The 17,155-nt window shown below is 54.8% G+C and carries 15 protein-coding genes; 5 read left to right on the forward strand and 10 right to left on the reverse strand.

Translation table 11 applies throughout. The features are described from left to right. The first annotated feature begins 28 nt into the window (after positions 1-28). The 3 genes from C380_RS14000 (at position 29) to C380_RS14010 (ending at position 3,140) form a co-directional block, all read left to right on the forward strand. Positions 29-1,162, forward strand: a complete 1,134-nt coding sequence (locus C380_RS14000; RefSeq protein WP_015014511.1) for a site-specific integrase — start codon at positions 29-31, stop codon at positions 1,160-1,162. 135 nt (positions 1,163-1,297) lie between these two features. Beyond that, positions 1,298-2,020, forward strand: a complete 723-nt coding sequence (locus tag C380_RS14005) for a hypothetical protein (protein ID WP_148279964.1) — start codon at positions 1,298-1,300, stop codon at positions 2,018-2,020. Positions 2,021-2,177: 157 nt separating this feature from the next. After that, the gene (locus C380_RS14010; protein WP_015014513.1) at positions 2,178-3,140 is read left to right on the forward strand and encodes an IS5 family transposase; all 963 of its coding nucleotides are present in this window, start codon (positions 2,178-2,180) and stop codon (positions 3,138-3,140) included. A gap of 157 nt (positions 3,141-3,297) precedes the next feature. Here the strand turns inward: C380_RS14010 and C380_RS14015 are convergent, their stop codons facing one another. The 10 genes from C380_RS14015 to C380_RS14055 form a co-directional block, all read right to left on the reverse strand. Continuing rightward, complete coding sequence (locus C380_RS14015) at positions 3,298-3,960, reverse strand: hypothetical protein (RefSeq protein ID WP_015014514.1); 663 nt, start codon at positions 3,958-3,960, stop codon at positions 3,298-3,300. Beyond that, entirely contained in the window at positions 3,941-5,056 is a 1,116-nt protein-coding gene (locus C380_RS14020) for a hypothetical protein (RefSeq protein WP_015014515.1), read from the reverse strand. The genes C380_RS14015 and C380_RS14020 overlap by 20 nt, the downstream gene beginning before the upstream one ends. A gap of 52 nt (positions 5,057-5,108) precedes the next feature. After that, positions 5,109-6,110: a site-specific integrase gene (locus C380_RS14025; protein WP_015014516.1), complete on the reverse strand. Its 1,002-nt coding sequence runs from the start codon at positions 6,108-6,110 to the stop codon at positions 5,109-5,111. 312 nt (positions 6,111-6,422) lie between these two features. Then, entirely contained in the window at positions 6,423-6,935 is a 513-nt protein-coding gene (locus C380_RS25025) for a hypothetical protein (protein WP_148279965.1), read from the reverse strand. 41 nt (positions 6,936-6,976) lie between these two features. Further along, positions 6,977-7,693: a M48 family metallopeptidase gene (locus tag C380_RS14030; protein WP_015014517.1), complete on the reverse strand. Its 717-nt coding sequence runs from the start codon at positions 7,691-7,693 to the stop codon at positions 6,977-6,979. Then, positions 7,693-10,827 carry a type I restriction endonuclease subunit R gene (locus tag C380_RS14035; RefSeq protein WP_015014518.1) on the reverse strand — a complete coding sequence of 1,045 codons (3,135 nt, stop codon included), beginning with the start codon at positions 10,825-10,827 and terminating at the stop codon, positions 7,693-7,695. The genes C380_RS14030 and C380_RS14035 overlap by 1 nt, the downstream gene beginning before the upstream one ends. A gap of 288 nt (positions 10,828-11,115) precedes the next feature. Beyond that, positions 11,116-11,868: a zeta toxin family protein gene (locus tag C380_RS14040; protein ID WP_015014519.1), complete on the reverse strand. Its 753-nt coding sequence runs from the start codon at positions 11,866-11,868 to the stop codon at positions 11,116-11,118. Further along, entirely contained in the window at positions 11,865-12,113 is a 249-nt protein-coding gene (locus C380_RS14045; protein WP_015014520.1) for a hypothetical protein, read from the reverse strand. The genes C380_RS14040 and C380_RS14045 overlap by 4 nt, the downstream gene beginning before the upstream one ends. A 134-nt stretch (positions 12,114-12,247) precedes the next feature. Then, positions 12,248-13,417 carry a restriction endonuclease subunit S gene (locus C380_RS14050; RefSeq protein ID WP_015014521.1) on the reverse strand — a complete coding sequence of 390 codons (1,170 nt, stop codon included), beginning with the start codon at positions 13,415-13,417 and terminating at the stop codon, positions 12,248-12,250. Continuing rightward, positions 13,408-15,834: a type I restriction-modification system subunit M gene (locus C380_RS14055; protein WP_015014522.1), complete on the reverse strand. Its 2,427-nt coding sequence runs from the start codon at positions 15,832-15,834 to the stop codon at positions 13,408-13,410. The genes C380_RS14050 and C380_RS14055 overlap by 10 nt, the downstream gene beginning before the upstream one ends. Before the next feature lie 493 nt (positions 15,835-16,327). Between C380_RS14055 and C380_RS25030 the strand changes: the two genes are divergently transcribed. Next, positions 16,328-16,702: a hypothetical protein gene (locus C380_RS25030; protein WP_148279966.1), complete on the forward strand. Its 375-nt coding sequence runs from the start codon at positions 16,328-16,330 to the stop codon at positions 16,700-16,702. A gap of 84 nt (positions 16,703-16,786) precedes the next feature. After that, a complete protein-coding gene (locus C380_RS14060; protein ID WP_238544019.1) occupies positions 16,787-17,029 on the forward strand; it encodes a hypothetical protein in 243 nt (80 codons plus the stop codon). The last annotated feature ends 126 nt before the right edge of the window (positions 17,030-17,155 follow it).

A 17,155-nucleotide genomic window follows, 5' to 3' on the forward strand; every position in this document is an offset into this window, starting at 1 on the left:
ATTTCGCTGACCGTACACAAAACACAACATGGCTGCAATCCGTGAACGCAAAGACCAAAACGGCAAAGTGAGCTACCAAGCTCAGGTCCGTATTCAAGGCTATCCGCCGCAGTCGAAAACTTTCTTGCGAAAGACCGACGCCAAGCAATGGGCCATCCAGACGGAAACCGAAATCCGCACTGGCATGACCATCCGGAAAAACTCTGCCAGCAAGCACACCGTGCGCGAGATGCTGGAGCGCTATCGCGACAATGTGCTGACCGACAAAGCCAACGGCGGCAAAGACCACAAGACGCATATCGCTTGGTGGATTGACGAACTTGGGCACTACGCCTTGTCCGAAGTCACAACCGATCTTGTGACACGGAGCATCGACAAGTTCAAAAAATCGAAGACACGGCTTGGGAAGCCCCCTGCCCCAGCGACCGTGCTGCGCTACATGATGGCGCTTTCGCATGCGTTCACCGTGGCCCGCAAGCAGTGGAACTGGTGCGAGTCTTCGCCGGTAGAAAACGTGCAGCGCCCGAAGGTCAGCAACGAGCGCACACGCTACCTGACCGATGCGGAGCGCGAGTCATTGCTCAACGCGTGCAAAAACTCATCGAACCCCGACCTATATTTGGTGGTTGTGCTGGCGATCTCGACCGGCATGCGCAAGGGCGAAATCATGGGCATGCGCTGGCAAGACATGCACACAGCACCAGACCAGAGCTTCACCCGCGTACATCTGACCAAAACCAAGAACGACAAAGCCCGTTCAGTACTAATTACATCTCCTGCACTGGAGATGCTGGAAGAGCGACGCGCAAAGCTGATTGAAAGTCGGCAAATCAAGGCAGCTACCGGGCTCATTTTTCCGAGCGCAACGAATGCCGATCAGCCAGTCGACCTTCGCAAGCCATGGGGTTTCGCACTGCAAACTGCCGGCATTGAGGAATTCCGGTTCCACGACCTGCGGCATACGACAGCGAGCTACCTTGCCATGGATGGCGCAAGCCTCTTGTCCATAAGCAAAGTGCTGGGCCACCAGACTACCAAAATGACGGAGCGGTACTCGCACTTGGCCACGTCGCACATTGACGAAGTAGTCCGGAGCATGAACGCAAAGAAATTTGGAACCGCGACGGACTCCTCTTCTGCCAAGCGAGCCAGCGAAAGCTAGCCCACCACCCATGGACCAGGAAGTTGGTTCTAGAGTCTGGCAGGGCCTGATAGGCATACCATCAATCGTGTCGGTGAAAAACGTCTCCAACGACGATCCAATTTTTGCCCCATGGCACGACTAAGCAAGAATCATATGAATTTCAACGAAGTACATCTCAAAGGAACTCTTTGTCTGGGAGGGGCCGAATTTCCATTTTCATCGGGTGAACCAGTGGATGCACTTTTCACTGAGAAAGGCGTCATCCTTCAAGGCAAGACCCGCTCCGCTCGTTTTTCCTACTTTGAGTTAGTCGAGTTCAATATCACTGGGCCAGGTTCTGTGACCAGTGGGGGCGGTTTTGTAGGTGGCGGCTTCGGCGTGGAAGGTGCTATTGAAGGGATGGCCATCGCGGCAATTCTCAACGGCCTGACCACCAAGACCAAGATACACACCTTCATCACTTTGATCACCAATTTTGGCGAGCTTCACTTGCATTACGACAAGATGGAGCCATCCGTCATGCGCGTGGTATTGGCCTCGGTATTTCAGCGCATGCGTGCATGCAGTCCGCAGTGGCACGAACAACGCGTTTCGGTGCTTGAGTCGGCCAAAGCTAGAGGTCAGATTGATGAACCTCAGTATGCCGAGTTGGTGTCTCGTCTGATTACGGCGCCTGTATGGCCCGACCCCATGGCTGAAGAGGCTCTGCGCAAGCAAGAGGATGCCGAGCGCAGGCGAATTGCCGATGCGTTAGCGCCTCAAGGCATCTGCCCAAATTGCGACACCCAGATCAGCATCTACGCTGAGACTTGCCCACGTTGCAAAGCTTTCTTCGGTGAAGGCTCTTCTTGGTCAGTTAGACCCCTGAACGCATAAAGACAAGAGTCGCATAGACGCGGCCAAAGTTGCTGGTATTGGTATTGAAATAGCTACAGCTTTTTGACTTGATCTTGTGTGCACTGTGTTTAGGAAATCCTGCAAAACTTCCCCCGATGTTTGGTAGGAGTCAGCAGGCGATGGCAATCTCACGGCCATGAAGCAAAGCAGCCTTGATCTGAGCCTGAGTACCAAGAAGACCCGCAAGCAGGAGCTTCTTGCCCAGATGGATCTGGTGGTTCCCTGGGCTGCGTTGGTCGAGCTCATCACGCCGTATTACCCAGAAGGCAAGAACGGTCGCCCACCCTTTGCACTGGAGACCATGCTGCGCATCCACTGCATGCAACAGTGGTTCACCCTGTCAGATCTGGCGATGGAAGAAGCCTTCTTTGATACCCCGATCTACCGAGAGTTTGCCCAGCTCGATGCCCATGGACGAATACCGGATGAGAGCACCATCCTGAGGTTTCGCCATCGGCTGGAGAAACATAAGCTGGCCGATCAGATTCTGGCCACCGTCAATGATCTGCTGGCAGCCCAGGGCTTGCTGCTCAAGGCCGGAACAGCCGTGGACGCCACCTTGATTGCAGCACCGAGTTCCACCAAGAACAAGGACAGAAAGCGCGATCCAGAGATGCACTCCAGCCAAAAGGGCAACGAGTGGCACTTTGGCATGAAGGCCCATATCGGCGTGGACGCGGACTCTGGGCTGGTGCACACCGTCATCGGCACCTCGGGCAACGTGTCTGATGTGGTGGAAGGCAACAGTTTGCTCCATGGTCAGGAGACAGACGTCTTTGGGGATGCGGGCTACCAAGGCGCACACAAGCGCTCCGATGCCAGCAAAGACGTCACCTGGCATGTGGCGATGCGCCCAGGCAAGCGCAAAGAGCTGGACAAAGAGAACAACCCCGTTGATGCGCTCATAGACCAAGTGGAGAAGATCAAGGCCAGCATCCGGGCCAAGGTGGAACACCCCTTCAGGGTGATCAAACGACAGTTTGGCTATACCAAGGTGCGTTACCGGGGGCTCAAGAAGAACACGTTGCAGCTCAAGACGCTGTTTGCACTATCGAACCTGTGGATGGTGCGCCACCAATTGCTGGCGGCGCAGGGATGAGTGCGTCTGCAAACAGGCAAGGGGGCCGCAAAAGCGGGGCAAATGGCCTTAATGGGCGTGAAAAATGGCTTCACGACGCGAGCAAAACGGCTGCAATTGCGTCATCTAAAAAAACGGACCGGTAGCACTTACTAATCCGAGTTGTTCAGGACATCCTTTAAGGAACCTTAGGAACTGAGGGCTTAGAGTTGGAAGACTTTTCCCACTCCCAGCGGACGGCGGTCAATGTGACATGATAGACATTGAAAACAAGTGACTTGAGCAGCATTACCAAATACACGGTCCAGCCTCCCATGAACATAAGCAGTACCCCGCTGACCCAGTACTTGACAGTATCTACTTGGCCAGCTATCTCTGGGTAGGTTCTTGCGTTAGCTAGTGCTACAGACGCCAGTCCACCTGTTTGAATGAAAAGGTCTAGCGTGATGCAGCAAAAAAGGTAAGTAACGTAATGTACAAATACCACCATAAACGCCGACAGGTTGTACTTTAGAAAGCTTTCACCAGTTCCGGGCTTCTCGCGCTGAGCCATCTCTAAAAATACGTCAATGCGAATTACGGTTACGAAGACCGTAAAACCAGCTATCAAGAAACCGAGGGTTGATGGAGCGAACGCGATGCCTGCAGTTACTAGGCGTCTTAGTTGGCCTGTGATGAGTTCGGGGTACTCCGGAACTAACCAAACAAATCGAAGAATCATCCCAGAAACCAGCAAAGCCGCTATCAGATTAAAACGACTTTGTTCAAACTTGAAGGAGAGCCTCCAAAGAGCAAAGAGGCTTTTCTCCTTTGTTAGGTCCTTAGGTGTTGGTATCGCCATCGGCGTTTCCTCTCGCATGAGACGCAACTACTGAGCGGATCAAAGCAACATGTCCATCTGAATGCTGCGCCTTTGAAATCTTAACCAGCCCCTTGCGTACGTATTCGTTGAAGAGGCCCAGCAATACATTAGCGGCGCTCTTGATTGATGGGGGAACGTCATTTAATTTGGCTACAGCTTTGAACTCTTCGTTCGTCCCTCGAATCCGGACATTCGCCTCATCCTTTCCACTCAACTGAACCTCTGCATTTCCTGTGAGAGCAGACTCCAATTGAGATATGACATGATTTTTCGTAAGGCCACTCTTGTTTTTGTAGGTGATTGTCGAAACTTCTGCTCCAGCATCATCCCCCTTATTTCGCACCTGCTCGAAAAATTCGTCATTATCAATTTCCGAATTCCGGCGCAGTAGCCGTACGCTGGCGTGGTCCAGCACTTTGAACCGCTTGACGAACTCACGCAGGCTCTCATCATTGGAAAGCGGGACAACTTCTAGGCTTGGATGAGGGACTAGCGCTCTAAGCAATTTCAGCGTTGGCTTTCTGAGACCATCGACGGTCTCGCTTTCGCCCATTGCTTTCGGGGAAAACTTATACAAAAGCGCAGTATCGATCGCCTCACGGCCATCGTCGATTGCTCGCGCGTCGTCATAGAACTCGCGGATCAAATTTTCTCTGGCATGGGATAGGAACGAACTGATGGTCGATTTAAAGGCGTCTAGCCCCGGTGCGTTGGGCGTCTCATGGCAGTAGATGAGTTTGTGGCTATCCAGCAGGAGCACGAACATCGAGGAGGGGGAGGTATGCATCTGTTGCTTGGCTTTTAGCAGTTGACCCGTAGTGGGGTCGAACTGTTGCTCACTGCGAACGACCATGTCCTTGATCAGACGGCCAATGATGGCCGGGGCATCGCTTCCTTCAGGCATGGGGAGATTTGTCACCACGACTTGGTGAAGAAGGTATCGAATGTCTCGGAACGCGCGAGCGCTCTTTGTTTCAAATGCCGGGATGACGATCTCGCGGAGGACATCTGCAAGCTCTGCATCACCGACATGACAAATGAAGTTGGCGAAATGAACGGGGTGACCGTTGCTCATGTAATGCTCCCGGTTTTGTGGTCTGTAGGTGTAGGGTAATTAGGCCATTTTTTTACAACAAACTCGGAATCTTCCGCCTTGACACGGGTCGGATGTACTTTGCCAGTGTCACGTCGGATTTGTGCCCTGTTTGCTCTCGTATCTGCCACGGCTGCAGACCCTTCTCTGCCGCGCTTGTGCAGTAGCCAGCCCTCAAGCTGTGGCCGCTGACTTTCTTAGCGTCACCACCCACGCGTTCCACCGACGCTTTCACCACTAGCGCCACTGACTGCGCAGATAGGCCATGCTGTGCAACGCGGTCATGGCGGCTGACGGCACGAAACACAAACCCCTCATTGATCCCCGAAATTTCCAGCCAATGCGCCAAGGCACGCACTGGACAACGCTCGCCATTGGCATGAGGAATGAACACTGTGCGGCCCTGAGCCTCTTGGTCAGTCTTGCTAGATGGTAAGAAAATCTCTATTCCATTGGGCAGATGGGTCAGGTGCTCAACACGCACGGCCACAAGCTCCGACCTGCGCATGGCCGACGCAAACCCCACGAGCAGCAAGGCGCGATCACGCGCGGCCTTAATAGGCATCTTCTGCTGGTCGATCATCACCAGCGCCGCAAGCAGATCGTCTTTGACCATGGGCTGGACTTGTCGCTGCTTGGTACCCAGTGTCCGGCGAATGCCCTGCATCACGCGCTTCACGGTCTCGCTTCGGGCCGGGGATTCCAGATTTTTATCGAGGTGAGCTTTGTGGATCACGGTGAGCCGTCGCTCCAGGGTAGCTACCGACAATTTTTCCGTGCACTGGGCCAGGTACTCGGCCAAAACCGCTGGACTGGCTGGAATAGTCCCGCCGTTGGCGAAAAAATGCTTCAGATCAGAGGCGTATGCGCGTTTGGTGGCGGCTGACTGGCTTGCTGCGATGAACTGCTCGGCAATATCCGAAAAACCGCTCAAAACACCCTCTGGCGGCGTTTGCGGCATGGTGTTGGATGCTGTGGTGCTGCGAGCAGACAACGCTGCGCCAGCGCGCTCCAGCGGAGTGCGAATTTTCTTCATGGCGATTCCTATGGACGGGTTGGAAAAACAATAAAAAACGGCCCGCGAATGGGGCCGTTTTGATGGTTATCTGGCTAGCGATAACTGTGCATTAGCACTACCTGAGTTTGGAAAAACTATTTTCTATGACTACCTGGGTGCACCGCATATCTCATCGAAAACGGGGTGCAGGCATTAAAAATGAAAATCATTACCAATTATTACAGGGTGATTCGGTTTTGGCAATTTTAAATTTTCAATTAATTACCTATCACTCCGGCAATTGCACCAACCCAACTAAACCACTTTTCCAGAAGCTGGAAGTCTTGAAATTTAATTGGCCTTGCGTCCACGCAGCTTTTTCTCAGACGGAATAGCGAGAATGATCTTTTTGGTTGTGGCCTTGTCCAGCTTCTTTACCTTTGCCAGACGCAGCGCTGCAAGCCGCCAATTTTCCTCCCAGCTGCGGTCGGCCATTCGCACGCTGCTGCTGTGCTGCTTTCCATCTACGGTGATATTGATAAAGAAACCCACATATTCATAACCTTGGGTGTCTTTTCCCGCTCGGTAGGAAATTCCCTTGATCCCTGTATTGGTTCGACTAACGAATGGATCAAAGCCTTGCTGCACCTTTGATTTCTTCTGTAGTCTTTCCAACTTCTTGTCGTATGCCTCAGCTGCAGCTAGAAGCTCCTTTTTTTCGGCACGCGTGGCATTGCGATACGTAGTCACCTCATTCTTTATCACGCGAATGCGATAGCTGAAAGATTTGATATGAGGGACTTTGTCGATGCTACGTTCAACACGCAAGCCGATAAATTTGTCGTTGACCTCACGAACACTCATTTAAATCCTCTCTCCAGCTTTATTTGTTTGGCTTGTGGAAATCAGTAATCCCAGTCCTCATGCCGGACCGGCAGATTGTTCAACTCATCCCGATAGTGCTGCCATTTGGGCATGAACAGATTCATCACCGACACAAACCTGGCGTTGTGGCTGGGCTCGATCAAGTGCGCGAGTTCATGCACCACGATGTACTCCAGGCACTCGGGTGGTTTCTTGGCCAAGTCAGTGTTCAGGCGGATGGCGCGGCTGGTGGGGTTGCAACTGCCCCATTTGGTTTTCATGCGCTGCACGAAGACCTTGGATGACTTCACGTTCATCAAGGCCTCCCACTTTTTCAGCAGTGGCGGCACGGCCGTTTTGACTTGTTCCCGGTACCAAGCATCCAGCAGCTCTTCGCGCCGCTCTGTGGTGGTGCCGGGGCGCACTGAAAGCACGATGCGGTTGTGCTGGCGGTCGATGCTGGGTGCGGCGTCGCGCTCCACCACCGTCAGCAGATAGCGCTTGCCCCACAGGTAGTGGCTCTCGCGGTCGATGTAGTCACGAGGCGATTCACGCTCCTGCGCCTGCACTTTACGCTGCTGCCCTTTGATCCATGGCAGTTTGGAAATGGCAAACACCCGAATGGTGTCCAGCGCCATGTGTTCTGGCGCAGAAATCCGCACCCGGCCAGCAGGTGGGTACACGCTCAAGTGCACATGCTTGATGCGCTTTCTGACCACATCGGCAGGGATGCCGCCCAAGTCGATGGTCTCAAGCATCAGTATTCCGGCTGTGCGTAGATGATCAGGAACAGTCGCTCCACCTCATCCACGTCTTTGAGCACGTCGTACAGCGCACGCTTGATCACGAGCTCCTTGGCTTGCACGCCGCGCCAACCATCAGGTCGGGCCAGCTTGACCGCCTTGTCGATCTTCAGGGCAAGCTCTACGGCGGGGTCTTCTTCACTGTCTGCAGTGCCATAGGGGTCGTCTGCATCACTGATCGGGGTCGCGTTAAGCGCTGGCGAGTTCTTGATGTTGTTGAAGACGGCACGCTTGCCTGGCGAATCGAGCTTCGTTGGCGTGTCTTCCGCCTTGCCCGCCTGCACCTTGGTGGCAATGTCGGCGATGCGTTGCAGATACTCTTCGTACTCAATGGCCCGGTCTTTGCGCAGCTTGATGATTTCGTCCAGCAGCGCCGACATTTTTTCAAAGTAGGCTGGGTCGGTCAGGCTCTCTTTGATGATCTTGCTGCGAACGTTGTTTTCGATGGTCTCTGCAATCGCCTGCTGGTTGCCCTGCATGTCTGCCAGCTTGTTGGCAATGGCGTCCGCTATGCCGGTCTTCACGATCAGGTCCAGCAGGCCAATTCCGTCAAACGGAGAAATCTTGCGCGGTTCGCTGGCTTCGATGTACGTGTCGATCAGGTGCCGCATGTCTGCCTCGAACGGCTTCAGGTCCAGCGTTTCGCCGCTGGCCTTGCGGATGATCTCGCGGATGGCAAGGTACTGGTCCAGCTTGGTCTTGATGACTTTGGCGTCGGCTTCGCTGTACCCGGCCGGGGCCATTTCGTCGGCCACGTTGGCATAGGCGCGCACCAGTGCCACCACGCCTTTGTAAAACGCCACTCGCTGTGGTTCGCGGGTTTTGAGGTCGTCGGCAATTTCTGTGTTGCCGCAGAAGTAGTGGATGTGCTCCAACTCCCCCTTGGGAGGCGGCACCGGCTCGCACAGCAAGAACATGGCTTCCAGCGCGTTGTCTAGCCGCTCCCGGCCCAGCGTCAGCCGGTCTTGCAGCATCACTTCCGGGTCAGCACCGCCAGCGCTGTGGTCGATTTCCGAGGTGTACACCGCAATGGCGTTTTCCACCTTCTTGAACAAGTCCTTGTAATCGACAATGTAGCCAAAGTCCTTGTCTTCACCATCGAGCCGGTTGGTGCGGCAGATGGCCTGGAACAAGCCGTGGTCCTGCATGGATTTGTCGATGTACAGGTACGAGCACGGCGGCGCGTCAAAACCTGTCAGCAGCTTGTCCACCACCACCAGCAAGCGCATGTTGGCCGGTTGTTTGATGAACAAAGCCTTGGCCTCATCTTCGTAGGTTTCGGTTTTGGACTTGCCCGGTTTGGGCTGCACATTGGCCAGCAGGTCGGTGTAGGTGTTGTAGATGAACTGCTTGTCGGTTTCAGTGTTGGCACCGATCTCTTCCAGCGTCACATCCTTGGCCTGCGGGTTGTATGAGGTGATGACCGCGCACCGACCCTTGAACAGGGTCTTCTGGAACAGCGTGAAGTATTTGCACGCCTCGTAGATGCTGGACGCCACCAAGATGGCATTGCCCCGTTCGCTGGACAGGCGGGGTTTGACGCTGAAGTCAAAAATAATGTCGGCCACCACCCGGTCCATACGGGCCTTGGAGCTGAGCACGTTTTGCATCGTGCCCCATTGCTTTTTCAGCTCTTGCTTTTGCCAGTCGTTCAGCCCTTTGGTCTTGGCATCAAACCACTGGTCAATCTTGTCCTGTGAACCCAGCTTTTGGTCAATGTCACGGGCCTCATACACCAAGTCCAGCACCACCCCATCTTCCACGGCTTCGCTGAATTTGTAGGTGTGGATGTAGCCGCCAAACACTTCCAGGCTGGTGGCCTTGTCTTTCTTGAGCAGGGGTGTGCCAGTGAAGCCAATGAACACGGCGTTCGGCATTAACGCCTTCATCACCCGGTTGAGCTTGCCCCCCTGTGTGCGGTGGCACTCGTCCACAAACACAAACACCTCACCCACCGTAGTGCTGGGCTGGGCCTGCAGGTCTTTGATGAAAGCGTCAAAGTCCGCATCGGCATTCTTGGCCGTCACGCCAAACTTGTGCACCAGCGAACACAGCAGCCGGGGCGTGGCCTGACTCAGTTGGCTCATCAAGTCCCGCCCGCTGCTGGTGCGGCAAATGGTCTCGCCAGCGTCGGTAAAAACCCGTTCGATCTGCTTATCCAACTCGTCGCGGTCGGTGATGATCGCCACCCGCGCCTGTGGGTTGTTCTCCAGAATCCACTTGGCCAGCAGCACCATCAAGATGCTTTTACCCGCCCCCTGTGTATGCCAGATGATGCCGCCCTTGCGCTGCTTCACATGCTCTTGCGCGGCCTTGATGCCGAAATACTGGTGCACGCGGGGCAGCTTTTTGACGCCGCTCTCAAACAGCACAAAGTCGTGCATCAACTCAATGATGCGGGCCTTGTTGCACATCTTCAGCAGGTACTTGTCCAGCTTGAATCGGCTGTTGTCTGCCTCGTCTTCCTTCCAGGTCAGAAAGAACTTTGCGGGCGTGCCGATGGTGCCGTATTGCATCCCTTCAGAATCATTGCCCGCCATGATCAACTGCACGGTGCTGAAGAACCATGCGTTGAACTCGGGCTGCTGGTTCGACAGGCTTTGCCGGATGCCATCGCCAATGCTGACCCGGCTGTTTTTAAGTTCCAGCACGCCAATGGCGATGCCGTTGACGTACAGCACCAAGTCAGGCCGCCGCTGCTGTTTGCCTTTGAGGGTGACTTCTTCGGCAATGGCAAAGTGGTTGTTGGTGGCCTCTTTCCAGTCAATCAGGTGCACTGTTTCCGTGGCCTTGCCCGCCTCAGTCTTCACCGGTACCCCGTAGCGCAGCAACTGGTACACGGCCTGGTTGTTGCCGTACAGGCTGCGTTCGGGGTGGTTGGCTTCCGTGCGCAGCTTGTGCAGTGCCGTGCTGATCTGCTGCGGGGTGTAGCCCGCGCTGGTCAGGTACTCGGTCAGCAAGCCCTCTTCGATATTGCTGTTGTCAGCGCGGTCGGCCCAGTCGCCCAGGTAGCGGTAACCAAGCTCATCGCAGAACAGTTTGACCACGCGGTTTTGCGTGGCGCGCTCAGGCTTGCCAATGTCGCTCATATGGATGTTTTCTCCCTCGCCCCAAGATCACTAACTACACTGGATCACCAGCCACATGATGTGACCATGCCCCACAACCAACCACCGCCCCCTGTGCCCTTCAAGCCCAATCTACGCGCGGTGTGGCGATCCGTGGCCAGTTCCACAGCGCTGGAAACGGGGCAGAGTGTGAAGCAACTGGAGCAAAAGCTGCAAAACTCAAATCAACACCGATTCGCACAGGTCAAGCTGGCTGACTGACGGATACGGGTCACAGTTTTGAAATTGCAGAGCCGTTCTGTGCGGTGGTTATGGCGCCGAATCTTCTGGTTCAAATTTGTCCCACAGCGCCGTTTTGAACCACGCAGGCATCTCGTCTGCCTTCATTTCGATTTCTACACCGTCCGTCACCTCTGCGATCCACACTCGCTCCGATCCCGAGTTGTCAAAGATGTATGCCCGGTCTGCATATGCAACCGCCTGCGGCAGCAACTCCAGAGAGCGCACGTACCGGCTGCGAATCTTCTCTTCTGCTACCGGGTGCCCACCCGTGTCTACGCGGTATTGCACACGCGCCACATTGATTTCAACGTCTTCCGTGGCGACAAAATACAGATAGGTGCGATAACCCGCCTGCTGGGCTTTGTGCAAAAACTCCACCTTGTCGGGCGACGACATGACGGTTTCAAACGTGAAGGAGACCTGCGAAGCCAGCAGCTTGTGGCGGATGAAGTCAGCCAACACCGAGGCCCAGTATGAATTGACGACGACTGCGCCAAAACCCACCTTGCCATCCACTACCGTCAACTGCTTCACCTGTGGCAACAGCCCCGCCTTTGCCAACAAGGTGGAAGCCTGGAGGAATGCCTGAAGCTCTGCCGCACCGGCCAAAACCTCAAAGTCGGCCAAGTTCAAGAAACCATCAGAGCGGATGGTTTTTTCGATCTCATCAGCGTTGACATACACACCCAGCCACTGCGGCGGCAGCATGTCTTTGATGGTGCTTTTGCCCGAGCCATTGGGGCCTGCAAACATGCGCAGGCGTGGAACGGGCGCCGTCATGCCTGGCGTGCCCGAACCCGCTTAGCCCCCATCCTCACCGCAACAGGCTTGGCAATGGAGCGAATTACACGCACCGTGCCCTCTGCAGTGGTTTCAATCAGCTGTCCGTTACGCGCCTCAATCACTTTCCCACTGGTGGTCAGCGCCTGCAAGTAGGCCCGCTTGACGGCACTGCCGGCCAACTCGGGAATGCGGGCTTCCATGCGCTGCATGGATTCTTCGCTCATCTGAGAAGGGGTCTTCATGGGGTACTCCTTGGTGGGTGAGACTTATACCAGCCGAAATCAGCACATGCGCTGCTACGGATGGCGCTACACCGAATGTTTGTGGTCAAAAGGGCCTCTGGCGCTTATCCATCAAGCGCATGCAGCTACGAAATTCAGAGCAAACGAATCCTGCCAGTCAGCAGCTCCTGCATCATGCCCTGCTTGATCTGGCGGGCTTTGGCGAGCCGGGACTCCAGCGCGGCGAGTTCGGTGTCCATGTCGCTGAGGACGGTGGCGATAGCTAATTGTTCATCTTTATCAGGCAGCGGCAACACCAATTTTTCAATATCGCCCATTCCGATGTTGCCCTGTGATGATGAGTTGGTAAGCAGTGCAATTTGACTATTTAGATTAGCACCTTGAAGCTGATAATAAACAAATTTTGCATTATTTTTTGAATTTACTCTAATGAGGGCGATTGGAGACCAGATATTGAATTCAACATCCGCCTCAACGAGGGCTACTTTACCTACTGATGCAGCCTTCCCCAAAAGAATATCCCCTACCTGAGGTTTGCATTTTCTTGAGAATTCTTCGTGATCGCGCATAGATATGTAGCGCAAATCACTGAAATCAATTCTTCCATCGACCAAATTGTTAACAGATAGAAACGGAACCCCATCATCCAAAAACACCGGCGTCAAGTGTGGACCATCAGTGACCGGGGTCTGAACAATCTTTTTAATTGCGACTTCTGTCCACTCCCCAATAAATCCCGGCAGCCGCCGCTTGCCGGTGAGCAATGCCTGCATGGCGCCTTGTTTGATCTTGCGCTTTTTGGCGATGAGTTGATCCAGGGACTCGATGAGGGCATCGGCATCGCTCAAGACTTCGGCGATGGCCTCCTGCTCTGCTTTCGTGGGCGGAACAGGAATAAGCAGGTTTTTTAACTGAGTACCCGTAATTAGAGGTTGCCCAGAGCCAAAAACAAGTGAATTGAGGCGCTTTGCCTCAAGCTCTCGCCAAAAAAAATCAAAGTTTAACGATTCATCTATTTTTACGATGATCGTGTTATCAGTAACCCCATAATTACCTTCGACGACTGTTAACTTACCAGCATTGGCCCCAACTCTTGCAACAAGTGCAGCCCTCCCTGAATATTCTCCAATAGTGCAACGCCCGATAACCCCTGTAGAGCCGTGAACTGGAAAATCACCGAAGGGCGAGCCTACTTGCGATTTTCCAGAGGCCACGGTAGTTGCGAAATCACCTACTCGTTTTAGGGTCCACTCCTCAGGAATTACCCCAGCTTCCGTCTGTTTGTACCCAGCCCTCAGTTCCATACAAACCCCATCTTCGCCAGATGTTGGTTCACCCTGGCCTCTAGTTCCGCCAAGCGGCTTGCCATTTGCGGCATGGGCGTGTCATAGCGGTCGGCCAGTTCCTTCACCCGCTGCGTCAGCGCCTGACTGATGCGGTCCATCTCGCCAAGGATGGCGGTGCTCAGCGTGGCCAGCCATTTGTCATCCACCACCAGCGCCTTGGTGTCGGCTTCACTCAATTGGGGATAGTGGGCATAGGCCTTGGTGTCGAGTGCAGACTCGGCATCTTTCAGGCGCTTCTTCAACTCCGCCTCTTCCTTAGCCAGCTTGAGCCAACGATTCAACACTTCCGCCTCTTCCTTGGCGCCCGGGTCGCCATTGATCTCGCGCAGCCGGTCGGTCACGCTGGCCTTGTTGATCTTGTCGAAGCCTGAGAATGCCGCATCGTCGCCGCTGTGCTCTTCTTCCAGCTCGGTGAGTTGGGCTGTGATGCTGTCAAGGCTAGCCGCCAGTTCATCAATGGCGGCTTGGTCTTTCGCGAAGTAACGCGCCACGATCAGCGCCTTGGGCACTAGGTCACAGGCCCAACCCTTGTCCACGGTTTTGGTGACTTTGCCGTCCTTGTTCTTCTTGACTTCAATCACCCGGTAGGTTTCTGCCTTCCAGCCGTCGGCGGCAATCAGATAGGCATCGTCCTGCATGGTGGTGGCCCAGTAGTCCATGAGATGCTGGTACACCGCATACTCGTCGATGAGCGGCTGGCCGGTGTAGTGGGCAAGCAGGTTTTCGGACAGTTCGACAATCAGGTGCTTGGGGTGGAAACCGGGCTGCAGGGCTTTGAGTTTGGGGGCTGTTTGCTGCTGCCAGCCATCAAACAGGGCGTTCATGCGGCCAATGAAGGCGGCGAACTCAGGGTGTTCGTAAATGGTGCTTTTGATCGCGGTCTTGTCCACGGTCAGCGACAAGTAGCCAGGGCGCAGTGTGGAGAACAACGATTGGCGCAGCCCTGGGCACACCGTCCAATAGGGTTGCAGGGCGTTCACATCAGTCTCTGGAATGCCGCCTTGCAGGTGGCCTGCAATGTCTTGCAGGTCTTCCGGCACGCTGCTGTCGATGTAGCGCGGCAGGTTCAGGTTGAATTCGTTTTTCTCGATCTCTTCCAATCCCACCATGCGGGCGAGCTTAGGCACATCGGTTTGCTTGGTGAACACATCCACGATCTTGTGAATGTCTTGCTCGCGCAGCCGGTTCTTGGGGCCGTCTTTCATGTAGCCGCTGCTCGCGTCCATCATGAAGATGCCTTTGCGTGCGTGTGCGTCTTCTTTGTCGATGACGATGATGCAGGCTGGGATGCCGGTGCCATAGAACAAATTGGCAGGCAGGCCGATGATGCCCTTGATGTAGCCGTGGCGAATCAGGTTCTTGCGAATATCGGCCTCGGCATTGCCACGGAACAGCACACCGTGCGGCAAGATGCACGCGGCTTTGCCGGTGCTTTTGAGCGAGCGGATGATGTGTAGCAGGTAGGCAAAGTCGCCCTGTTTGGCAGGCGGCACGCCGAATGTTTCAAACCGGCCGTAAGGGTCGTTCAGCGGGTCGATGCCGGTGCTCCAGCGCTTGTCAGAGAACGGCGGGTTGGCCACCACGTAGTCAAAGGTCTTGAGCACGTCTTGGCCGTTCAAGTCGGCCTTGAACTTGGGGTCTGCCAACGTGTTGCCCTGACGGATTTCGGCCGTGGGGTTGTCGTGCAAGATCATGTTCATGCGCGCCAAGCCGCTGGTGGCCGAGTCTTTTTCCTGACCGTAAAGCGTGACCTTGGCCGATGCTTCGTCGCCCACTTTCAAAAGCAGCGAGCCTGACCCGCAGGTTGGGTCGTACACCGTGGTGGCATTGGTGGTTTGCGCGCCGCCAATGCCGATGATCTTGGCCATGATGCGGCTGACTTCGGCGGGGGTGTAGAACTGGCCCTTGCTCTTGCCACTTTCAGTGGCGAAGTGCCGCATCAGGTACTCATACGCATCGCCAAGAATGTCGTCGCCATCCGCGCGATTCTTGGAGAAGTCGAGCGCGGGGTTTTCAAATGTGGCAATGAGGTTGGTGAGCCGGTCCACCATCTCTTTGCCGGTGCCGAGCTTGGTCGCGTCGTTGAAGTCTGGCATGTCGGCCAGCTTGTTGGCTGCGGCCAGTGGGCCGACGATCTTCTTGTTGATCTGGTCGCCAATGTCCGTGGTGCCCTTGAGCGCCACCATGTCGGCAAAGCTGGCCCCGGCCGGAATGGTGATGGGCGCGAAGGGCTGACCGGCGTACTTGTCGCTGACGTATTTGATGAACAACAGCACCAGCACATAGTCTTTGTACTGGCTGGCATCCATGCCGCCGCGCAGCTCGTCACACGATGACCAGAGAGAAGAGTAAAGCTCGGATTTCTTGATTGCCATGGGGCGTCGCAGTTTTTTTACGTAACCGACGATTGTGGACGACGGCGGCAGTGGTTGAGACTGACACGCGGCAAGTTCGTCCAGATCGGAGAATTGCACAAAATTTAAGCAAAAAGAGTGCGGTTTTTTGATGCAGCCGATGGTGTAGAAGGCACTGACTGGGCACGAAATTCGGGTTTTCAGGGCTGTTTTATGATCAATTTGGTTGATTTTGCGCTGATTTTGCTCAAATTTTGAACAATTATATTCAATTTGATATATAATTGCAAAGAATTCGCATATTCTTGAATAAAGAGAATTTGAGCGCAGTTGCCGTGCTTTTAAGCCAGTTTATGGCTTGTATTGCCGTGATTTTGTCGCCTCGCCATGCTGCGTTCGCAGCCCCGGCTGAATGTTCTGTTCGGCCTTATTCCAAGCAATTTTTCCACGCCGTCGTAGCCCCTTGTTGACCCGCTGGTCTAGGCGGTCGGCGTACATACGTCCGGAGGGAATCATGACCCACGAAGCCACCTGCAGTGCGGCCTTCCGTCGTCACCACATGGGCCGAATGCTGCATCGAATAGGGACGCTACTTCCCCAATGGCTGACCGGCCCGGACTTGGCGAGGGGATGCCGTGATCTGGAGCAACTGTGCTGGCGTGAGCTTGGGTACGCAAGGCAGCCTGTGTTTGACGGTGATCTGCCGCCGTTTTTGATGGTGGATGCTAATGGTTATTCCGCCAATCTGTCGATGCCAACGGCCCCGGCAGAACTAGCTGCCCGGATGGCTGCATTGGAGCTATCGCCGCTGCCTCCATCTTCACTCGTTGGCACGAACCTCAGTGCGCTGGCTCGCCTGCTGAACCTCACACAGTTCGAGTTGCAATAGCTACTGTGGTCTTACTGCATCCGGCGCGTTGGCCATGCGATCTTGCCAGTCATCCCAGTGCGTGACGAGCGGGATGGCTGTGAAGTGCTGGCACTGTTGTGCGAAATGCCGCTGGACGCCGTTCGTAGTGCCGTGGCATCGCGCCGGTTGCACACCTGGAGCTTTCTCAACGGCATCAGTGCTGATGGAGAAATGCCCTCACTTCTGAGCGGATGGCTATCCGCTACTGACCAATTTGCGGACTGGATCGAGCAGCAATACGCCTCGGACTCTGATCTGCTGACCGCGCTCTGCCAGGCGCAAGTTTCGTTGATGGCCTCTCGCTAAGGCTTCGTCTCTCGTCGGCTGCTGTTCTGCAGTCGCAGTGATTTCTCTCTCCCGCGTTTTCTATCCGGTACCTGTTTGCGGAGGTCTACGCACGCCCGTTTGTTTTCGCCGTTTCGTTTCGTTCCA

Origin of the sequence: Acidovorax sp. KKS102, assembly GCF_000302535.1 — a bacterium.
Taxonomy (GTDB): Bacteria; Pseudomonadota; Gammaproteobacteria; order Burkholderiales; family Burkholderiaceae_C; genus Acidovorax.